The organism is Ferrovibrio sp. GW821-FHT12D07 (assembly GCF_058807275.1).
On the sequence record NZ_JBXAQN010000001.1, the window covers coordinates 1,202,215 to 1,220,311 of the forward strand.

An 18,097-nucleotide genomic window follows, 5' to 3' on the forward strand; every position below is an offset into this window, starting at 1 on the left:
CAATCCCGGTGAGGCCCGGGTCAGTCTCTGTCGGCCGGCGGCGGGCCGAAAAAGCCGATCATGCGGATCAATCGCCCATCCGGCCCCAGTTCGCCGATATCGATTGACTTCGGCCCCGGCGTGCCATCGGCGGTGATCAGCCGCCAGTGAAAGCGCAGCAGGCCGTGGTGATGCTCCACGCCGCTCAGCAGCACCAGCCTGGCGCCCGGCCGCTCGGCCTGCTTCATGCCGATGCGCGCGCTCAAGGCCGCACGGCCGGTCAGATGCACGCCGGGATCGGTGTAGATGCCATCCTCGGCCCAGCAGCTTTCGAGCAGCGTCATGCGCTTTGCCGCGTCCGCCTCGTTCCAGGCGGCCATATAGGCATCGATGATCGCGGCGGCGTCAGTCATGGCTTCAGGCCTGCGGGTGCAACAGTCGAACTGGTCAGTCCCATGGCATCCAGCGCGCGTCGCACAGCGCCACTGGCTTTCTGTGCCTCGATGAAGGCGCTGACAAACGCAAGCGCCTTGGCGCGGCCCTTCGGCACGGCGACGGCGGTCGGCGTTTCGAGGAAGCTTTCATCCAGCACGCGCGTGCCCGGCACCTGCGCCTGCAAGCCCAGCAGCGACTCCCGGCCCAGCGCGATGCCGTCGGCCTTGCCGTCCTTCAGCAGTGCGGCCGCCTCGGCCACGCCGCGTTGCGGCAGCAGCGTCGCCTGCTTCAGATACAGCGCGGCGGCACGCGCCGTTGCTGCACCTTCCACGCCGGCGATGCGGATGCCGGGGCGATCCACGTCAGACAGCCGCGTGATGCCGCTCTGCGCCGTCACCAGAAACGTGCTCTGCTGCAGGTGATAGGCGTTGCCGAAATCGATGGCGCGGGCGCGCTGGGCCTCATGCGGCATGAAGGTGACGTCCCAGGCATCCTGATCGCCGGCGCTCACGATCTCGGCGGTCGCCGGATAGACCACGAACTGCACCGGCCGGTTGATCGCCGCCGCCAGCGCCTTGCCCAGGTCGACGGTGACGCCTTTGTATTGCCCGTCCGGCTCCTGGACCGCATAGAGCGCGGATGCCGCGGGCGAGACGGCGATGGCGACGCGCAAGGCCCCCTTCGGCGTCAGTTCCTCATACGGCTGCGCGACGGCCGCGCCGCCGATCAGCGCCGTCGCAACAGCAATGATCGCCGCGCGCAGCACTTATTGCGGCTTCATGCCGGCGGGTGCCACCTGCGAGCTTTTCAGGTCCATGGCGTCGAAATATTTGCGCACATTGCCGTTGGCTTTTTCGTCCTCGACGAAAGCGCTGACATAGGCGAGCGAGGCGGCCTTGCCCTTCGGCACGGCGACGGCGGTCACCGAGTTGAGGAAGCCGCCATCCAGAATCCGCGAGCCCGGAATCTTGTCGAGCAGCCCGGTCAGCGACTCCCGCGACAGCGCGATGGCTTCCGCCGCACCGGCATTCAGCATGGCCACGCCGGCATCGACGCCGGGAATCGAGATGATCTTCGCCTGCTTGAGCGAGGCCGCCGCCGCGCGGCCGGTGGCGGTGCCTTCGACGCCGGCGATGCGCACATCGGCGCGGTCCACCTCGGCCAGGGTCTTGATGCCGCTTTTGGCGGTCACGAGATAGGTGCTCTGCAGCAGGTGATAGGCGCTGCCGAAATCCACCGCTTTGCCGCGCGTGGCATCATAGGGCATGAAGGTGACGTCCCAGGCGTCACTGTCGCCGGCCACCGTGATCTCGCCCGAGGCGAGATACGGCACGAACTGCACCGGCCGGCCGATCTTCTTCGCCAGCGCATTGCCCAGATCCACCGTCACGCCCTTGAAACTGCCATCCGCGGTCTTGATCGCGTACAGCGCCGAGGGTGCGGGCGAAATGGCGATGGCGACGCGCACCGGGCCCTTCGGTGCGAGTTCATTCAACGGCGGCGCGCCTTGCGCCATGGCATCAGCGGTGAACAGAAGTGCCATCGCCAGGACGGCCTTGCAAAGCATCGCACGCATCGTTTCCTCCAGCCGGCTTGAGTGCCCCAAGGCCTCAGCCTGTGAAGGGAAGTCTAGCGGGGATGCGATGCCTGCGGCAGGTGGAAAGATTGGTCCGGAATGGGTTCGCCCAGTCCTCAGCGTAACCGCTCACGCGCCGTTGAAGGCGAAGACGAGGAAGCAGGCACCATAAGCGGTGATGATGAAGGCGGCGACGCCATCGGCCACATAGGCCGGCATGCGGCGCAGCAGGCCGGTGCTGCTGAAAGCCCAGCCCATCAGGCCGAGGATGCCCAGGCCCAGCATCAGCTCTGTCGATACGGGCCAGGCCTTGTCCAGAGAGGCGGGACCCTGCCAGGTCTCCAGCACCGCCAGCCCCTGCGCCACCGCGGCCCAGGCGGCCAGGATCAGGCCGGGCAGATTGGCGCGGTGCCGCCAGCCGACATTGTTCACCGTCGGCACGGGCCTGCCGGCATCGCGCAGGTCGAGGCCGCCGAGGAACACATGCTGCAGATAGATGCCAAAGGCGAGCAGCAGCAGGGCCGAGAGCCAGTGCGTCGCGATGCCGGCATCGCCGGGCTCCAGCAGCGGCGCGACCAGCAGCGTGATGCCGATGCCGGCCATGATGCCCAGCGCCGTGCTGCGCCAGCCAAAGCGATAGGACACCACGGCGGTCACGTTGATGGCGATGAACAGGTCGGCGAAAACGGCGGCATCCAGAAGGGACAGCGACGGGAACGGGGACATGACGGGCTCCTGCGGCAAGAGAATGCGCGGCCTCCAGAATCCGTCGCCTGATAAGATTTGGATAATGAATTCCATTGCAATTTATCAGCAAGAATATTGATATGAATCGATGGATATCGATCTCGCCCGCACCTTTCTGGAAATCGTGCACAGCGGCAGCTTCATCGCCGCCGCCGAGCGCCTGCATCTGACCCAGACGGCGGTCAGCGCGCGCATCCGGGCGCTGGAGGATGCGCTCGGCAGCCGGCTGTTCGTGCGCAACAAATCCGGCGCGCGCCTGACCGCGGCGGGCGAACGCTTCCAGCGCGACGCGCTGACGCTCGTGCAGGTCTGGGAACGGGCGCGCCAGCGCGTGGCGCTGCCGGCGGGCCATGCCAGCGCGATCAGCATCGGCGGTGAATCGAGCCTGTGGAGTCCGCTGCTGACCAACTGGCTGATCTGGATGCGGCAGCAGCATCCGCAGACGGCATTGCGCGCCGAGGTCGGCCCGCAGGCACCGCTGCTCGACAAGGTGCAGAACGGTTCGCTCGATCTGGCCGTGGTCTACAGCCCGCCGCCGCTGGCCGATCTCGCGGTCGAACTGCTGGCCGAGGAAAAGCTGGTCATGGTCAGCACCTCGCGCACGGCCGCGCCCAGCCATGACAGCTATGTGCATGTCGACTGGGGCCCGGCCTTCGCCACCAGCCAGCAGGCGGCGTTTCCCGATCTGGTCAATCCCGGCGTCTCGATCTCGCTGGGGCCGCTGGCGCTCGGCTATCTGCTCAGCGCCGGCGGCAGCGGCTATCTGCGCTACAGCGTGGCGCGGCCGTATCTGCTGGAAGGCCGGCTGCATCTGGTGGCTGGCGCGCCGGAGTTTTCCTATTCGGTGCATGTCGTCTATTCGACGCGCGGCGATGCCAGGAACGGCGGCGAGGCGGGCCTGATCGACGCGGCGCGCGCCGGCCTGCGCGCCTGCCTCGATGCGGCGACGCAGCGCGATGTGCCGGCGGGCCAAAAAAGCAAAAGCGGCGCGCGCAGGACGAAAGCCCGCAAAGCCTAGAGGCTGCGGCGATCATTCAGTGCGTTTGGAAATTTGGAGCGGGCGAAGGGATTCGAACCCTCGACCCCAACCTTGGCAAGGTTGTGCTCTACCCCTGAGCTACGCCCGCTCGGCGTCCGGCTGAACCGGTGTCGTCATGTCCGGGAAACCCGGCCGGTCCCTAAAGACCGGTCAACCGGCGGGGTGCCGGTTGCAGGCGCGCACTATACCCAGCCGAAAACCCGATGCAAGCGTCTCGTTTAACAAAATAAAGCGCCCGGCCAAGGACTTCCGGCTCACTCGGCATGGCTGGCAAACCGCTGGCGGGACTGGGGTTATTGCCGGACTGGTGGGGGAAACCCCTTGCGCCTGCGGGGGACGTCCTGTATCTGGTGCGACCTCGCGCAGGCTCCGGCCCGCTGCGGCTTATGGGTCCCCATCGTCTAGAGGCCCAGGACGGCGCCCTCTCACGGCGCAAACCGGGGTTCGAATCCCCGTGGGGACGCCACTTTTCGGAAAATTTGATAGCGATACCATGTGCTCTTGCCGCATCAAGAGCTGCTGTTTCCAATCCGATTTCAATCGGTATCTATTTTGGAGTCAGCTCTTGATATCTATCCGAGGGTCAATCCTCAGCACTTCAGACTCTGTGGCGTCTTTCCGATACCCTACAACAACTCGCTTAAGTTTTGTGGGTGGTGCTCCATTCGCAATCACAGCGTCATTTGCTCTGCGAGCTGCATCGTGGGCGATTTCTGTAGTGAGACGACTGCCGTTTGAACCCGGCAACGGCATGATACGGAGCTCAATGATAGTGTTTTGGGCCACTTCAATTGGCAGGGTCAGTTCGAGATGGATGCCTTTCTTCTCTAAAGCGGGCTGTGTGTTGTTAAGAAGGCTATTCAGGCGGGGTGCAATCTGGCTTTTAAATGCCTCATCAAAAGCTGCGTCGGCAAATTTTTTGAACAACCATGTACCAGCGCCATAGACCCCCATTACGAGCAACGCACCGATTGTGAGTTCAGCAGATTTTTGCAGCCACTTGCCAACATCTAGCTCTGAATCAGAAGCTAGATCGGCAATCAACTGTTCGTCCTTGTAATGTGGATAGGGTAAGAAAATAGCGGCGTCTGCCTCTTCTCGCTCGAACAAACGCCGTGTCATGGAGATGCTAAAGCCGCCTTTCACTTCTTCTAAAGTGTCGGCTAGCACCGTAATGTCGCCGATCAGGTCCCATTCACCCGCTTCAATCTTTGATGGCACTACACGTAGGTTTTCAATAAAGCCAGCAGGGGGCATGGCCATGTTATGGTGGCTGTGTAGAAGCTGGCGCCCCGACATTTTAGCGCTGTAATGTTCAAGGTCGTCTTTAGTAAAACGCTCACCATGCCGGTCTAGGCGAGTTCCCCCAACAATCTGGTCTTTGAATAGCTGCGTATTCTGGCCCATGCGTCCCTGCGTACCGTCAACTTTGAATTATGACAGCAAACACGATTCGCAAGGCAGTATTTTTCTATGCGAGAGCAGCTTCACCCCGCAGCGTCTTCGCCCACCGGCATATCCACCGGCACGCCGGGTTCGCTTTTCGAGCAGCGGATGGTCAGCGCGGTTTTGACATGCGCGACATTGGTCAGCGCCGTCAGCTCCTTGGTCAGGAAGGTCTGATAGGCGTCCCAGTCGCGCGCCACGATCTTCAGGATGAAATCATTCTCGCCGGCCAGCATGAAGCACTCGCGCACCTGGGCCCAGCCGGCCACGGTCTGCTCGAAGGCCACGAGGTCATGCTCGGCCTGGCTGTTCAGGCCGACCATGGCGAATACGGTGACGCCATAGCCGAGCTGCTGCGGGTTCAGGTCGGCGTGGTAGCCCTTGATATAGCCAGCCTCCTCCAGCGCGCGGACGCGGCGCAGGCAGGGGGGTGCGGAGATGCCGACCCGCTGCGCCAGCTCGACGTTGGTCATGCGGCCGTCGGCCTGCAGGTCCGTCAGAATCTTGCGGTCAATCAGGTCGAGTTTGACGCGTTGCATGGAATTTTCTCGGTTTGGGAGGTTGACGCAATAATATTATAAAAACGCGCAAGAATCCAAGGGTGCGTGTCGAAATAATATTACCGGCATCCGGATTTGACTTTATTCCCATATAATGTACATTATATGTTCTATTTCAGGGCCTTGGCCCGATCCGGCACTTTCCGGCCGAACCCAAACGAAGCAAAACGAACCGAAACGAATGCAAACGAAGCGAAACGAACCAAAACGAAGACAAACGAAGCGGAAGGAAGCCGGGCCGACAAAGTGGGGACATGCCGATTCCCACCATCCGGCCCAGATGCTAAAGCTGCCCTGCAGGCCGGGGCGGGGGCACCGGAGTTACAGTGCCGAATCAAGATTCAGTGACGGGGCCAGATGGCGCTCAAGATCGACACCTTTACCAACAACGACGCCAAGGGCGGCTGGCGGCCGGGCAACAATTTCGGCGGCCACAGCCTGTTCAAGGCGCTGGGCCATCCGAAGAGCGCCACGCTGGCGCGCCAGTTGGTCGCCGACCTCAGCCCCTTTGCCCGCCTCGCCGTCTACGACCCCGAGCCGCAGCCGGTGGCCGAGCATTTCGACACCTTCTTCCCGATCCCGCGCGCCAATCTCGCCGGCGTGTTCGTGCAGCGCGTGGAAGACCTGGGGCAAACCCGTCTGGGCCAGAGCGTGCAGACGGTCCTCGCCATCGGCGCGGCAAAGCCCGACGCGGTGCTGATCGCGGCCTTTGACGCCGAGATTCACAAGGCGCAGATCGCGCGCCTGCTGCCCCCGGGCTGCAAGGTCTTCACGCTGGATGCGATGCGGCTGCCGAAGGAATGGCTGTCCAATCCCGGCCGCTATCTCGATCCGATCAACTTCGCCACCAACTTCGCCTTCCTGCGCGACGGCAGGGATGACGACGGCGTCGATATGCTGCACACGCAGGTTGTCACCGCGAATTACTGGACCGGCTATGGCGCCGCCGACCCGGCGCTGTGGCTCTGCCTGTTCGCGCCCGATGGCAGCGTGCTGGCCGAATGGACGGAATCGCTCTCTACGGCAACGTCCGGCCCGTTTCATAGCGTGCTGATCGACAGCCGCGATGTGCGCAAGCGCTTCGGTCTCGATGACTTCGCCGGCTCGCTGTTCATCCACGCCATCCGCATCAAGGGGCATGACGTCGTGAAATACGCGCTCGACTGCTTCTCGGACTCCGGTCGCCAGTTGAGCTGCAGCCACGACGCCAATGCCTGGCCGGCCGATTTCTATGCCGGCATTCCCTCGCCGAAAGACGGCGAGCGTTTGCTGCTCTGGGTGCAGAACAGCCATCCGGTCGCCATTCCGGCCGGCGGCCTCGGCATCAATATCGTCGGCTCGCAGGATACTGCCTGGTATCCGGAAGAGGTGCCGCCGTTTGGCACCACCCCCGTCGACCTGGGCAGGCTGCTGCCCAATGCCAAATTCCCCGACCAGATCGAACTGCAGGCCGGCCGCTACCTGATCCGGCCGCGTTACGAGATCGTGCAGAAAGCGAATGGCCAGAATGGATCAATGCGGGCGGGCAAGCGCCGCATCGCCCATGCCAATGTCGAGCGCACCGATCTCAAGCCCGATGCCAACCTGCCCAAGCTGGAAGCGCTGCTGGGGAAGGGCTACATCATGCCCCTGCCGGTGCTGCCGGTGCAGGACTGGAAGACGGTCACCCTGCCCACGCCGATGGCGACCACGCAGCATGAACTGCCGCTGCGCGTCGTGCTCTATGATGCTGATGGCAGCGTGGCGGCCGAGAAATACATGGGCCGGCTGGCGCGCCGCGATTCCCATCCGGTCGATACCGATGCCTGGCTGAAGGAGGCGAGCGCCTCGCTGCGCTCCGGCTACGGCCATATCGAATATCTCTACGATTTCCGCGATGGCGGCGAGGGCGATGGCTGGCTGCATGCGCTCGGTTTGTATGAGCAGCGCAGCTCCGGCCATGCGGCCGAGACGATCTTCGGCGCGCATATCTACAACATGCCGATCACCTATCGCGACGAGCCGCAGAGCTACACCCATCGTCCGCCGGGCCTGACCACGCGTCTGTTCCTGCGTCTGGGCGAAGCGCGCTTCGATGCGATCTGCCATCTGGTCTATCCGGCCTCGCTGCCCAAGGATGCTTACGGCCAGGACGTGTCGCAGACCACGCTGACGCTGTTCAATGCCAAGGCCGAGAAGGTGGCTGAACGCCCGCTCGCCATTCCCTATGGCGGCTCGCGTTTCTTCCGGGTTTCGGAAACCTTCACGGCGGCCGAACGCCAGACGGCAGGCGCGGGCGGCTGGGTGCAGGTGCGCGATGCCAGTTGCCGCCTGTTCGGCTTCCACGGCCTGCAGAACGGCGCCGAGAGCTTCTGCATCGATCACATGTTCGGCTTTTAGGCCGGCAACCCCCGGCGGGCTGCCCTATATGGTTGTTCGCGAGTCGCGGGAAGCGCGTCACAGTCCCGTCATTTGATGGGGCGAAAAAGCCGCATTCCCAGCCACTTGCCGGGCTTCCTCTTGGCGCTGGCCCGCACGGCTGCCATAATCGCCAAACAGCCGTTTTCAGCGCCCTAAACACCGAGTCCGGAGTCCGACTTCCATGGCCACGACCCATCGCACCAAGGTTCTTATTCTCGGCTCCGGCCCGGCCGGCCTGACGGCGGCGATCTATGCCGCGCGCGCCTCGCTGCAGCCGATCCTGGTGCATGGCCTGCAGCCGGGCGGCCAGCTCACCATCACCACCGATGTCGAGAATTATCCGGGCTTCGCGCAGACCATCCAGGGCCCCTGGCTGATGGAGCAGATGGAGGCGCAGGCCAAGCATGTCGGCACCACCATCATCAACGACTACATCGTGTCGGTCGATCTTTCCAAGCGGCCCTTCGTCGCCAAGGGCGATGGCGGCGACACCTATATCGCCGAGACGCTGATCATCGCCACCGGTGCCCAGGCCAAATGGCTGGGCCTGCCAAGCGAACAGGCCTTCCAGGGCTTCGGCGTGTCGGCCTGCGCCACCTGCGACGGCTTCTTCTACCGCGGCAAGAAGGTTGTCGTGGTCGGCGGCGGCAACACCGCCGTGGAAGAGGCGCTGTATCTCACCAACCACGCCACTGAGGTGGTGCTGGTGCATCGTCGTGATTCCTTGCGCGCCGAAAAGATCCTGCAGGAGCGGCTGTTCAAGCATCCCAAGATCAGGGTGATCTGGGATCATGCGACCGACGAGATTCTCGGCGCCGAGGGCCAGGGCGTCACCGGCGTGCGGCTGAAGAACGTCAAGACCGGCGCCACGCAGGAGATCGCCACCGACGGCTTCTTCGTCGCCATCGGCCATACGCCGAATACCGAACTGTTCAAGGGCCAGCTGCCGCTGGACTCCGAAGGCTATCTCACCACCAAGCCCGGCACGGCGCAGACCAGCATCGCTGGCGTGTTCGCCGCCGGCGACGTGGCCGACAAGATTTACCGCCAGGCCGTCACGGCGGCCGGCACTGGCTGCATGGCCGCGCTGGAGGCGGAGAAGTTCATCGCGCATCACGCGCAGCCGGCGGCCGAAGCGGCGGATTGACGCCGCCCGTTCGGGCGGGGGCCGGTTATTTGAGGGGGACGTATGTCAGCGCTTGATTGGGACAAGCTGCGCATCTTTCATGCTGTGGCCGAGGCCGGCAGTCTGACTCATGCGGGTGAATCTCTCGGCCTGAGCCAGTCGGCGGTCAGCCGCCAGATCGGCGCGCTCGAAAGCCAGCTCAATGCCACGCTGTTCCATCGCCACGCCCGCGGCCTGATCCTGACCGAGCAGGGCGAGCTGCTGTACCGCACCGCGCGCGAGATCTTCGCGCGTCTGGCCGTCACCGAAGCCATGATCGCCGACGCCAAGGACAAGCCGTCGGGCGAGCTCTGCGTCACCACCACGGTGGCGTTTGGCACCGTCTGGCTGGCGCCGCGGCTGAAGGAATTCATGGACCTCTATCCCGATATCCGCATCGAGATGGTAGTGGACGACCGCGAACTTGATCTCTCCATGCGTGAGGCCGATGTGGCGATCCGCATGTGGAAGCCGACCCAGGTCGACCTGATCCATCGCAAGCTGCTGACCGTGCACAATCACGTCTATGCCGCGGTCGATTACGTCACCCGCCACGGCGCGCCGCAGAATATCGAGGACCTCGATCGCCATCACCTGATCGTCTATGGCGAAGAAGCGCCGGCGCATTTCAACAACATCAACTGGCTGCTGAAAGTAGGCGACCCGGTGTCGCCGCGCGACCCGATCCTGACCGTCAACAATGTCTATGGCGTGATGCAGTCGGTGGCCAGTGGACTGGGCATCGCGGCGCTGCCCGATTACATGGTCGAGGGCAATCCGCGCATCGTGCGCGTCATGCCCAATATCGACGGCCCGAGTTTCGATACCTATCTCGTGTATCCGGAAGAGCTGCGCAACACGAAGCGGCTTGCCGTCTTCCGCGACTTCCTGCTGCGCAAGGTGGCGGACTGGCGCTACTGACCATGCCGTGGCAATCCGATCCGGGCAGCGGCAGCGCAGGCCGTAACGAACTGCTGATACGCGTTCGCCGGCCTGTCGACATGCTGGCGCAGGTTGCGGTCGCCCTGGCCGTCGCCTTCCTGCTGCAGGGCTATCTTGAGCAGACCATGCGTCTGGCCTATCTGGCCGCCACCATCTGCGTCGTCGGCCTGCAATATCTGACGCATCGCGCGTTCATGGCCGATCGTCGTCGGCGCACCATCCCGCAGGTGTGGCGCTGGCGTCTGGTCGCCGTCTATGCCCTCAACGGCATCGTGCTGGGCGTGGCGCTGGCCTTCGTGGTGCGGCTGCCGGTGCTGCCGGGGCCGATGCTGGCGCTGGTCTGCCTGATCTGCAGCATCGCTTCGCTAAGCCTCACCGCTTCGGTGCAGTTCACGATTTCCGCGACCGTCATTATTCTGGCGGTGCTGCCTGGCAGCATCCTGTTGCTGCTCAGCCCAGTTGGCGATGACCAGTTGCTGGGCTGTATCGGCCTGGTCGGCATCCTGCTGCTGCTCAGCTTCTCCCTGCGTCTGAACCGGTATTTCCGCCGCACCACCGACATGGTGGCGCGCCTGCGCACCACGCTGCAGGACCGAACACGCGTCAGCGCCAATGCCGAAGAAGCCCAGCGTCGCCTGCGCTCGATTCTGGATACCGCACCATTCCCCATCGTGGTGGCGCGACGCAAAGACGGCGCCTTCCTCTACAGCAACCGGCCGGCGGCCGAGCTGTTCGGCATCGAGGATGGGGGCGCATCTTCATCCACGCCGCGCTATGTCCTCGACCCCGCCCATCGCGGCCGCATTTTCGCCGAACCGGCGCAGCCGGCCGAAGAGGTGCAGGTCGCCACCGCGCAGGGCAATGTGATCTGGGCGACCATGGCCGCCGTGCCGATGCATTATATCGGCGAGGATGCAGCCCTGGTGGTGGTGAACGACATCACCAAGCGCAAGGCCTCGGAGCAGAAACTGCGCGAGGCGGAGCAACGGTTGAGCGATGCACTCGCCGTCGGCCCCGATGGCGTGGCTCTGTTCGACCAGGATGCCCGGCTGCTGGTCTGCAACAAGGCCTATGCCGATATCATCGGCGTGCCGCTGGCTCAGATCGGCGGCCTGTCACATGAGGACATCTGCCGCGCCTCGGTGGCCGTGCGGCCGACGCCTGCTGCAGCCGGCGTCTATACCGATTACGAAGACTGGGCGGCCACGCGCATGCGCATCTTCAGCGCCGCCCGCGAAGAGCCGCATATCTTCTACGATACGCGCGACAAGCGCTGGCTGCAGATTCGCGACTTCCGCCTGGCATCGGGCGGCACGGCCTCGCTGATCACCGACATCAGCCCGCTGAAACGCAGCGAGCGGGAATTGCGCGAGGCCAATGACAGTCTGGCTGCCCGCACCGAGACGCTGGAGGCGGCGCGCACGGCGGCGCTCAAGGCGCATCAGGACGCCGAATATGCCAACCGCGCCAAGAGCCAGTTCCTGGCGCATATGAGCCACGAGCTGCGCACGCCGCTGAATGCGATCATCGGATTCTCCGAGATCATGTCGCTGCAGCTGCTGGGTGCATCCGGTGTGCCGCAGTATGATCGCTATTCGAACGACATCCTGGCTGCTGGCCGCCATCTGCTGGCGGTGATCGACGACATCCTCGATCTTTCAAAGGTCGAGGCCGGCAAGATGAAGCTGGTGCCCGAATATATGAGCTGGGCCCGGCTGGTCGAAGACTGCACCACCCTGCTGCGGCCGATGGCGGCCGACCGGCTGGTCACCCTGCAGGCCGATCCGGCGCCCGAAAATGTCAGGCTGTTCGCGGACGAGCGACTGGCCAAGCAGATGCTGGTCAACCTGCTGTCCAACGCCGTCAAATACACGCCGTCTGGCGGCCAGATCCGTTTCGGCATCACCACCGGCGCCAATGGCGGCGCCGTGGTCGCGGTGACGGATACCGGCGTCGGCATGGATGAAACCGACGTACAGAAGGCGCTCGAGCCTTTCGGCCGGATCGATTCCGCCCTGGTGTCGCAGATGCGCGGCACCGGCCTGGGTCTGCCGCTGGTCAAAGCCCTGATTGAATTGCATGGCGGCAGCCTGGAAATCGACAGCGCACCAGGCCGCGGCACCACGGTCCGCCTGCATTTCCCACCGGGACCGAGCGCGGTAATCCGCTGATTCGACTACGCTTTAATTCACCAACCAGTTATGCACGGGCCGCATACCTGAGTTGCCAATTCTCTGGATACTCAAAGCAGTCGACAGGCGGTAAATCATTGCCTGTCAGATGTTGCGTCGCAGCATCTCCCGGTTTTTGGCTTCGGCCAGAAACTTGGCCGCGACAGCTCCCCCGCTGTTTCGGCCGTCCGCGCGTCTCGCGCGGAGCCTCCCTGTTAAGACTTTGCCGGCCTGTAACCCAGGCCGGCTTTTTTTTGCCCTTAAGCCAGCAGCGCCGGCAGGTCGCGCATGTCGCCAAAGACTCGGCAGCCCATGGCGGTGAAGGCTTCGCCATCGCCATCGGGCCGGTAGGCAAACACCGTCATGCCGGCGCGGATGCCGGCGGTGGCGCCGGGCAGGCTGTCTTCCACGGCCGCACAGCGCGCCGGCGGCACATTGCCCATGCGGGCTGCGGCATAGAGATAGAGATCGGGCGCGGGCTTGCCGTGCTTCACCTGCTGGGCGCTGAAGTAATGCGCGCCGAAATGATGGCTGAGGCCGCAGAGTTCCAGGCTGAGGGCGATCTTGTCCAGCTCGGATGATGACGCCACGCATCTGGGTGCGCTCACCTGGTCCAGCATGGCCGGGGCGCCGGGAATGGGCTTCAGGTCGCTGCGCAGGCGGCGATAGGTTTCGGCCTGCAGGTCATCCTCGAAATCATCGGGCAGGATGATGCTGTAGCGCTCGCGCAGGAAGGCGTAGCAGCTCGGCAGGCTGAGGCCGGTCAGGTCGCGGGCGAGGCAGGCCTCGTCCACGTCCTTCGGCAGGCCATGCGGCTGCAGCTTCTCGTGAAACACGCGGTTGGCGAGCGGCTCGCTGTCGACCAGCGTACCATCCATGTCGAAAATGATCAGATCGAAGGCCATCCGTGATGGATAGCCGAGACCGGATTACATGAAAAGCTTCTCGCCCGGCCCGGCATTCTTGTAGAGGTCGGCAACCTGTTCGCCGTAGCCGTTGAACATCTGCGTCGGCACACGCTTGCCGGTGCCGATCAGCTCCTCGCTGGCCTGACTCCAGCGCGGATGCGCCACTGTCGGGTTCACGTTGGCCCAGAAGCCGTATTCGCTGGGGCCCAGCGCTTCCCAGAAGGTCTTGGGGCGCTGGTCGGTGAAGGTGAAGCGCACAATCGATTTGACCGACTTGAAACCGTATTTCCACGGCAGCGCCAGACGCAGCGGCGCGCCCATCTGCTTGGGCAGCGGCTTGCCGTAGACGCCGGTGGCGATATAGGCCAGTTCGTTGCGGGCCTCTTCGATGGTCACGGCCTCGACATAGGGCCAGGGATACCAGAACTGCTTCTGGCCGCTGGCTTCCTGCGGACGCGAGAAGGTTTCCATCTTGAGGTATTTCGCGCCCGAGGTGGGCTGCGCGTAATCGACCAGCGCCTTCAGCGGGAAGCCGCTCCACGGCACCGCCATGCCCCAGGCCTCGACGCAGCGATGACGGTACAGGCGTTCATCCAGCGGCATCTTGCGGATCAGGTCTTCCGCATCGACGGTCATTTCCTTGGCGACCATGCCGTCGATCTTCACCTGCCAGGGCTTGATGGTCAGCGCCTGCGCCGGCTTGACGATGTTCTTGCTGGTGCCGAATTCGTAGAAGTTGTTGTAGGTGGTGGCGGTCTTTTCCTCGGTGATCTCGCGATCGAGCTTGTAGGTGTCGATGCGCTTGGCCGGGTAGAGGTCGGTGGCGGTCTCGGCGCGGGCGCCCTTGAGGCCGGTGGCGCCGATCAGGCCGGCGGCGCCGAGGCCGAGCAGCAGCTTGCGGCGGTCGAAGAACAGCGCCTCCGGCGTGGCCATCGATTCCGGCAATTCCCAGCCACGACGACGTTTGATCAGCATGATGCGTGCTCCGCTCCCGAAAATGTCCGGCCTGCAACCGGTAGGGGTGAACCTAATGGGTCGCAGGCCGGCTTCCAATCAAGCTTCGGTGAGACGGGGCGAAACGTTACAGGGTCACCGAAGTATTTTTAGGGACGTATTTTAGGCGCTTACTTCTTTTCCAGCAGGCTGCGCAGCATCCAGGCGGTCTTTTCATGGATCTGCATGCGCTGGGTCAGCAGGTCGGCGGTTGGCTCGTCGGAGGATTTTTCCACAACCGGGAAGATCGCCCGGGCGGTCTTGCTGACGGCTTCGTTGCCCTTGACCAGGTCCTTGATCATGTCCTGCGCCGCCGGAACGCTGGTTTCCTCCTTGATGGAAGACAGCTTGGCGTATTGCGCATAGGAGCCCGGTGCATAATGGCCGAGCGCGCGGATACGTTCGGCGATCAGGTCCACGGCCAGGGCGAGTTCGGTGTACTGCACCTCGAACATGGTGTGCAGCGTCTGGAACATCGGGCCTTCGACATTCCAGTGATAGTTATGGGTCTTGAGATAGAGCGTGTAGGTGTCGGCCAGAAGGCGCGACAGGCCATCGGCGATTTTCTTGCGTTCCTTATCGGCAATGCCGATGTCGATTGCGACAGCCATGGGGCACTCCTTCCTGATTTTTTGGCCTGATTTTCCGGGCCGGATTATTAATTTAGAACTATTCTAACCGACTGCAAGCGCCCGACAATGCATGGCCGGCAGGACGTTCCGGCAAGGATATACCCCAATTGTGACTTCGGAAATGCGACGACTGGTTTTGCCCGGCGTTTATTCGGCCGGTTCGAATTCGACGCCTTCGGTGCTGAGCAGCTTTTCCTTGCGGTCCAGCCCCCAGCGATAGCCGCCCAGGCTGCCGTCGCTGCGCAATGCGCGGTGACAGGGCACCAGCACGCCCAGGATATTGTTGCCGCAGGCCGAGCCGACGGCGCGAGAGGCTTTCGGGTCTCCCACGGCGGCGGCGATCTGCTGATAGCTGCGAGTCTCGCCGGCCGGGATGGCTTGCAGGGCGGTCCAGACCTTGATTTGAAACGGCGTGCCGCGCAGGTCCAGTCGCAGGCCGCGCGGAGCAGGTTTGCCGGCCAGGATGGAGTCCAGCGCCGTATAGGCGGCAGCGCCGGCCTTGTCGTTGCGACGGATTTCGGCAGCGGGGAATTCATCGCGCAGTTCGGCCAGCATGGCCTTGTCGCTCTGGCCGAACAGCAGGGCCGCGATGCCGCGCGGGCTTTCGGCCACCAGCGTCGGCCCCATCGTGGTGCGGCGGATCGCGACTTCCAGCGTGAGACCTTCACCGCCACGGCGATAATCGGCCGGGGTCATGCCAAGCCAGCGGTCGGCCTTTTCATAGACGCGGCTGGCTGCGCCGAAACCGGCGCCATAGATCGCATCGGTCACGCCGCTGCCCTGGCGCAGTTCCTGCTTCAGGTTGGTCACGCGCTGTGCTTCGGCATAGGCGCGCGGGCTGAGACCGTAGGTTGCCGCAAAGCGGCGCTGCAGATGTGTCGCACCCATGTGAGCCTCCTTGGACAGTTCGGTGAGCGTGGGGGTGGGTTCCCCGGCGGCAAGCCGGCGGTCGATCAGGGCGCGGGCGCGTTCCAGCCGCGCATCGGCCTTCGGCATCTGGTCCGGGCGGCAGCGCTTGCAGGACCGATAGCCGGCTTCTGTTGCAGCTTCCGTCGTGGCGAAGATGCGGACATTCTCGCGCTTGGGGGCGCGGCTGATGCAGGAGGGGCGGCAGAAGATTTTCGTGCTGCTGACGCCGTAGAAAAACCGGCCGTCGGCTGCGCTGTCATTGCTGCGGATCGCTGCGAATTCGATATCTGTGGGCAGTCGCTGTGCTTTTGTCATGGGACCAAGATAGGGCCGGTGCCCCGGCCACACTATCCGCCTTTTGCGCAGCCATTAAAGCCCCCCAACTCTTACAGATTCCAGGAAGCCGGTACCGGCACCGGGAAATCCAGCAGCATCTGGGCAAAAGCCTTGCCCTGCGGGTCGTTGCGCAAGGATGCGATGCCGCCACCGCCCAGCGCCCCATGCATGAGGAAATTCAGCCCGTGGATGCCGGGCCATTCGAACCGCTCGACCGGACCCTCGACCAGATGGCTGAAATACCCGGCCACGGCGGCCTCGGTCAGCGCCGCGCGGATGGCGGGCAGGTAATCGGGCCTGCGCGCGATCACGCCGATATTGCTGTCATTGCCCTTGTCGCCTGACCGTGCGTAAGCCAATCGGATCAGCGGTACGGTCGCAGTCGTGACGGGCAGGGCGCCTTGTACCGGCTTGCCGGCGGGCGCGCCGATGGTGTCACCGCTGATCAGCGGAATATCCAGGGGGACTGCCATACCGGCCATATCCAGCGTCAGCGGCAGCGCGGTCTTGACGATGAAGCAGGAGAACAGTTTCACAATCGGCTGCGGGCTTGGCCGGCCACCGAAGAAGCCGGTGGTGCCGGGTGAAAACGACGTGCCGGCCGGCGCGATCTCGCGGCTGAAAATCTCCAGCGCCGTCTTGCTCTCGTGACTGACCGCCAGCTTCATCACGACCTCGCGGCTGGCGCGCGCATGCGAACCGGCTTGCGAACCATACATTGCCTCGGCACCGAGGATTTCAATCGAGATGGCACGATAGTCGCCGAGATTGAGCTGGGTGAAGATGCGTCGTGTGCGCTTCAGGATCGCCTCGGCCGAGCGTTCGGCCTTGGCGCGTGCATCGATGCCGCCGATGGTCATATGGGCGACGGCACGGAAGCCGTCCATATAGGTAGCCGAGACCTTGTAGCGATCCGATGGCGGGCGGCCTTTCGCGCCGGAAACACGCACGCGATGTTCGGCGATCTCCTCGATCTGCACGGCTGTGAAATCGCAAGTGACATCGGGCAGTTGATAGCAGGCCGGATCGCCGATCTCGTAGACCAGCTGCTCGGCCACAGTGCCAAAGCTGACCAGGCCGCCGGTATCCTTGGGCTTGGTGACGACGAAGCTGCCGTCTTCGGAAATCTCTGCGATGGGGTAGCCGATGTTGTCCCAGTCCGGCACGCTCTGCCAGTCGGTGAACAGGCCGCCCGAGGCCTGCGCGCCGCATTCGATGATATGGCCGGCCAGACTGCCGGCGGCGAGGCGGTCGAAATCCTGCAGGTCCCAGCCGAATTCATGCAGCAGCGGGCCAAGGCAGAGCGCGGAATCCACACAACGGCCGGTGACCACGATATCCGCGCCTGATTTGAGCGCGGCGGCGATCGGCGCGGCGCCCAGGTAAGCATTGGCCGACATGAAGCGCTCCGGCGCCACCGCGCCTTTGTCCATCGGTTCAAGCTGTGGCTTCAATGTGTCGATATCGGCCATCAGGTCGTCGCCCAGCACCACGCCGACTGTCAGCGACAGCCCGGCCTCCGCGATCAGCGCGCGGATGGCGGCGGCGCAGGCGGCGGGATTGACGCCGCCGGCATTGGCCACGACCTTGACCTTGCGTCGCGCCAGCTCAGGCAGCAGGCGCTTCAGGGTGACCGCGACGAAATCGGTGGCATAACCCTGTGTGGGGTCTTTCGCGCGCATGCGCGCCATGATCGACATGGTGATCTCGGCCAGATAATCGAAGATCAGATAGTCGACCTGACCCGACGCCAGCAGCTGCGGCGCGGCCACCATGCTGTCACCCCAGAAGGCCGATGCGCCGCCGATGCGTATGGTCCTGCCCGTTGTCTGGCCGCTCATGCTTTCGTTTCCTCCGCA

16 protein-coding genes and 2 tRNA genes are annotated in these 18,097 nt (G+C 63.9%); 6 read left to right on the forward strand and 12 right to left on the reverse strand.

The genetic code is table 11. The annotated features are described in order from the left end of the window. Window positions 1-20 precede the first annotated feature (20 nt). The 4 genes from AC1RRE_RS06045 to AC1RRE_RS06060 form a co-directional block, all read right to left on the reverse strand. Entirely contained in the window at window positions 21-392 is a 372-nt protein-coding gene (locus AC1RRE_RS06045) for a nuclear transport factor 2-like protein (RefSeq protein ID WP_492980204.1), read from the reverse strand. Then, window positions 389-1,180, reverse strand: coding sequence for a transporter substrate-binding domain-containing protein (locus tag AC1RRE_RS06050; protein WP_492980205.1), 792 nt, complete (start codon window positions 1,178-1,180; stop codon window positions 389-391). Before AC1RRE_RS06050 ends, AC1RRE_RS06045 begins: the two co-directional genes overlap by 4 nt. Next, window positions 1,181-1,990, reverse strand: coding sequence for a transporter substrate-binding domain-containing protein (locus AC1RRE_RS06055; protein ID WP_492980206.1), 810 nt, complete (start codon window positions 1,988-1,990; stop codon window positions 1,181-1,183). A gap of 129 nt (window positions 1,991-2,119) precedes the next feature. Then, window positions 2,120-2,716 (reverse strand): hypothetical protein, encoded by a 597-nt coding sequence (locus AC1RRE_RS06060; protein WP_492980207.1) that lies wholly within the window; start codon window positions 2,714-2,716, stop codon window positions 2,120-2,122. Between the two features lie 109 nt (window positions 2,717-2,825). Between AC1RRE_RS06060 and AC1RRE_RS06065 the strand changes: the two genes are divergently transcribed. After that, window positions 2,826-3,755, forward strand: a complete 930-nt coding sequence (locus AC1RRE_RS06065) for a LysR family transcriptional regulator (protein WP_492980208.1) — start codon at window positions 2,826-2,828, stop codon at window positions 3,753-3,755. A 34-nt stretch (window positions 3,756-3,789) separates the two neighbouring features. On the opposite strand, the gene AC1RRE_RS06070 is transcribed toward AC1RRE_RS06065, so the two are convergent. Further along, window positions 3,790-3,864: transfer RNA gene (locus tag AC1RRE_RS06070), tRNA-Gly, on the reverse strand. A gap of 302 nt (window positions 3,865-4,166) precedes the next feature. Here AC1RRE_RS06070 and AC1RRE_RS06075 point away from each other — a divergent pair. Then, window positions 4,167-4,242 (forward strand) — tRNA-Glu (locus AC1RRE_RS06075). Window positions 4,243-4,334: 92 nt separating this feature from the next. Here the strand turns inward: AC1RRE_RS06075 and AC1RRE_RS06080 are convergent. Together AC1RRE_RS06080 and AC1RRE_RS06085 are read right to left on the reverse strand one after the other, a co-directional pair. Continuing rightward, complete coding sequence (locus tag AC1RRE_RS06080; protein WP_492980209.1) at window positions 4,335-5,183, reverse strand: hypothetical protein; 849 nt, start codon at window positions 5,181-5,183, stop codon at window positions 4,335-4,337. A gap of 80 nt (window positions 5,184-5,263) precedes the next feature. Further along, on the reverse strand, window positions 5,264-5,761 hold the full coding sequence (locus tag AC1RRE_RS06085; RefSeq protein WP_492980210.1) for an Lrp/AsnC family transcriptional regulator: 498 nt from the start codon (window positions 5,759-5,761) through the stop codon (window positions 5,264-5,266). A gap of 378 nt (window positions 5,762-6,139) precedes the next feature. On the opposite strand from AC1RRE_RS06085, the gene AC1RRE_RS06090 reads away from it, so the two are divergent. The 4 genes from AC1RRE_RS06090 (at window position 6,140) to AC1RRE_RS06105 (ending at window position 12,460) form a co-directional block, all read left to right on the forward strand. Beyond that, window positions 6,140-8,161: a hypothetical protein gene (locus AC1RRE_RS06090; RefSeq protein ID WP_492980211.1), complete on the forward strand. Its 2,022-nt coding sequence runs from the start codon at window positions 6,140-6,142 to the stop codon at window positions 8,159-8,161. Window positions 8,162-8,363: 202 nt separating this feature from the next. After that, a complete protein-coding gene (trxB, locus tag AC1RRE_RS06095) occupies window positions 8,364-9,329 on the forward strand; it encodes a thioredoxin-disulfide reductase (protein ID WP_492980212.1) in 966 nt (321 codons plus the stop codon). Window positions 9,330-9,371: 42 nt separating this feature from the next. After that, window positions 9,372-10,268, forward strand: coding sequence for a LysR family transcriptional regulator (locus tag AC1RRE_RS06100; RefSeq protein ID WP_492980213.1), 897 nt, complete (start codon window positions 9,372-9,374; stop codon window positions 10,266-10,268). A gap of 2 nt (window positions 10,269-10,270) precedes the next feature. Next, complete coding sequence (locus tag AC1RRE_RS06105) at window positions 10,271-12,460, forward strand: PAS domain-containing sensor histidine kinase (protein ID WP_492980214.1); 2,190 nt, start codon at window positions 10,271-10,273, stop codon at window positions 12,458-12,460. 260 nt (window positions 12,461-12,720) lie between these two features. Here AC1RRE_RS06105 and AC1RRE_RS06110 read toward each other — a convergent pair whose 3' ends face one another. The 5 genes from AC1RRE_RS06110 to AC1RRE_RS06130 all read right to left on the reverse strand — a co-directional run bounded on the left by AC1RRE_RS06110 (window position 12,721) and on the right by AC1RRE_RS06130 (window position 18,079). Next, the gene (locus AC1RRE_RS06110) at window positions 12,721-13,365 is read right to left on the reverse strand and encodes an HAD family hydrolase (protein ID WP_492980215.1); all 645 of its coding nucleotides are present in this window, start codon (window positions 13,363-13,365) and stop codon (window positions 12,721-12,723) included. A 24-nt stretch (window positions 13,366-13,389) separates the two neighbouring features. Beyond that, window positions 13,390-14,343: a protein-methionine-sulfoxide reductase catalytic subunit MsrP gene (gene msrP, locus AC1RRE_RS06115; RefSeq protein WP_492980216.1), complete on the reverse strand. Its 954-nt coding sequence runs from the start codon at window positions 14,341-14,343 to the stop codon at window positions 13,390-13,392. A 149-nt stretch (window positions 14,344-14,492) separates the two neighbouring features. Continuing rightward, window positions 14,493-14,972, reverse strand: coding sequence for a Dps family protein (locus tag AC1RRE_RS06120; protein ID WP_492980217.1), 480 nt, complete (start codon window positions 14,970-14,972; stop codon window positions 14,493-14,495). Between the two features lie 168 nt (window positions 14,973-15,140). Beyond that, window positions 15,141-16,217 (reverse strand): bifunctional DNA-binding transcriptional regulator/O6-methylguanine-DNA methyltransferase Ada, encoded by a 1,077-nt coding sequence (gene ada / locus AC1RRE_RS06125; protein WP_492980218.1) that lies wholly within the window; start codon window positions 16,215-16,217, stop codon window positions 15,141-15,143. 71 nt (window positions 16,218-16,288) lie between these two features. Next, the gene (locus AC1RRE_RS06130) at window positions 16,289-18,079 is read right to left on the reverse strand and encodes an acyclic terpene utilization AtuA family protein (protein WP_492980219.1); all 1,791 of its coding nucleotides are present in this window, start codon (window positions 18,077-18,079) and stop codon (window positions 16,289-16,291) included. Between the last annotated feature and the right edge of the window lie 18 nt (window positions 18,080-18,097).

Coding starts and splice junctions, on each gene's coding strand:
- ada (WP_492980218.1), bottom strand. CDS start 16,217: ATGACAAAAGCACAGCGACTGCCCACAGATATCGAATTCGCAGCGATC.
- AC1RRE_RS06110 (WP_492980215.1), bottom strand. CDS start 13,365: ATGGCCTTCGATCTGATCATTTTCGACATGGATGGTACGCTGGTCGAC.
- AC1RRE_RS06085 (WP_492980210.1), bottom strand. CDS start 5,761: ATGCAACGCGTCAAACTCGACCTGATTGACCGCAAGATTCTGACGGAC.
- AC1RRE_RS06090 (WP_492980211.1), top strand. CDS start 6,140: ATGGCGCTCAAGATCGACACCTTTACCAACAACGACGCCAAGGGCGGC.
- AC1RRE_RS06065 (WP_492980208.1), top strand. CDS start 2,826: ATGGATATCGATCTCGCCCGCACCTTTCTGGAAATCGTGCACAGCGGC.
- AC1RRE_RS06105 (WP_492980214.1), top strand. CDS start 10,271: ATGCCGTGGCAATCCGATCCGGGCAGCGGCAGCGCAGGCCGTAACGAA.
- msrP (WP_492980216.1), bottom strand. CDS start 14,343: ATGCTGATCAAACGTCGTCGTGGCTGGGAATTGCCGGAATCGATGGCC.
- AC1RRE_RS06045 (WP_492980204.1), bottom strand. CDS start 392: ATGACTGACGCCGCCGCGATCATCGATGCCTATATGGCCGCCTGGAAC.
- AC1RRE_RS06055 (WP_492980206.1), bottom strand. CDS start 1,990: ATGCGTGCGATGCTTTGCAAGGCCGTCCTGGCGATGGCACTTCTGTTC.
- AC1RRE_RS06130 (WP_492980219.1), bottom strand. CDS start 18,079: ATGAGCGGCCAGACAACGGGCAGGACCATACGCATCGGCGGCGCATCG.
- AC1RRE_RS06120 (WP_492980217.1), bottom strand. CDS start 14,972: ATGGCTGTCGCAATCGACATCGGCATTGCCGATAAGGAACGCAAGAAA.
- AC1RRE_RS06060 (WP_492980207.1), bottom strand. CDS start 2,716: ATGTCCCCGTTCCCGTCGCTGTCCCTTCTGGATGCCGCCGTTTTCGCC.
- AC1RRE_RS06100 (WP_492980213.1), top strand. CDS start 9,372: ATGTCAGCGCTTGATTGGGACAAGCTGCGCATCTTTCATGCTGTGGCC.
- AC1RRE_RS06080 (WP_492980209.1), bottom strand. CDS start 5,183: ATGGGCCAGAATACGCAGCTATTCAAAGACCAGATTGTTGGGGGAACT.
- trxB (WP_492980212.1), top strand. CDS start 8,364: ATGGCCACGACCCATCGCACCAAGGTTCTTATTCTCGGCTCCGGCCCG.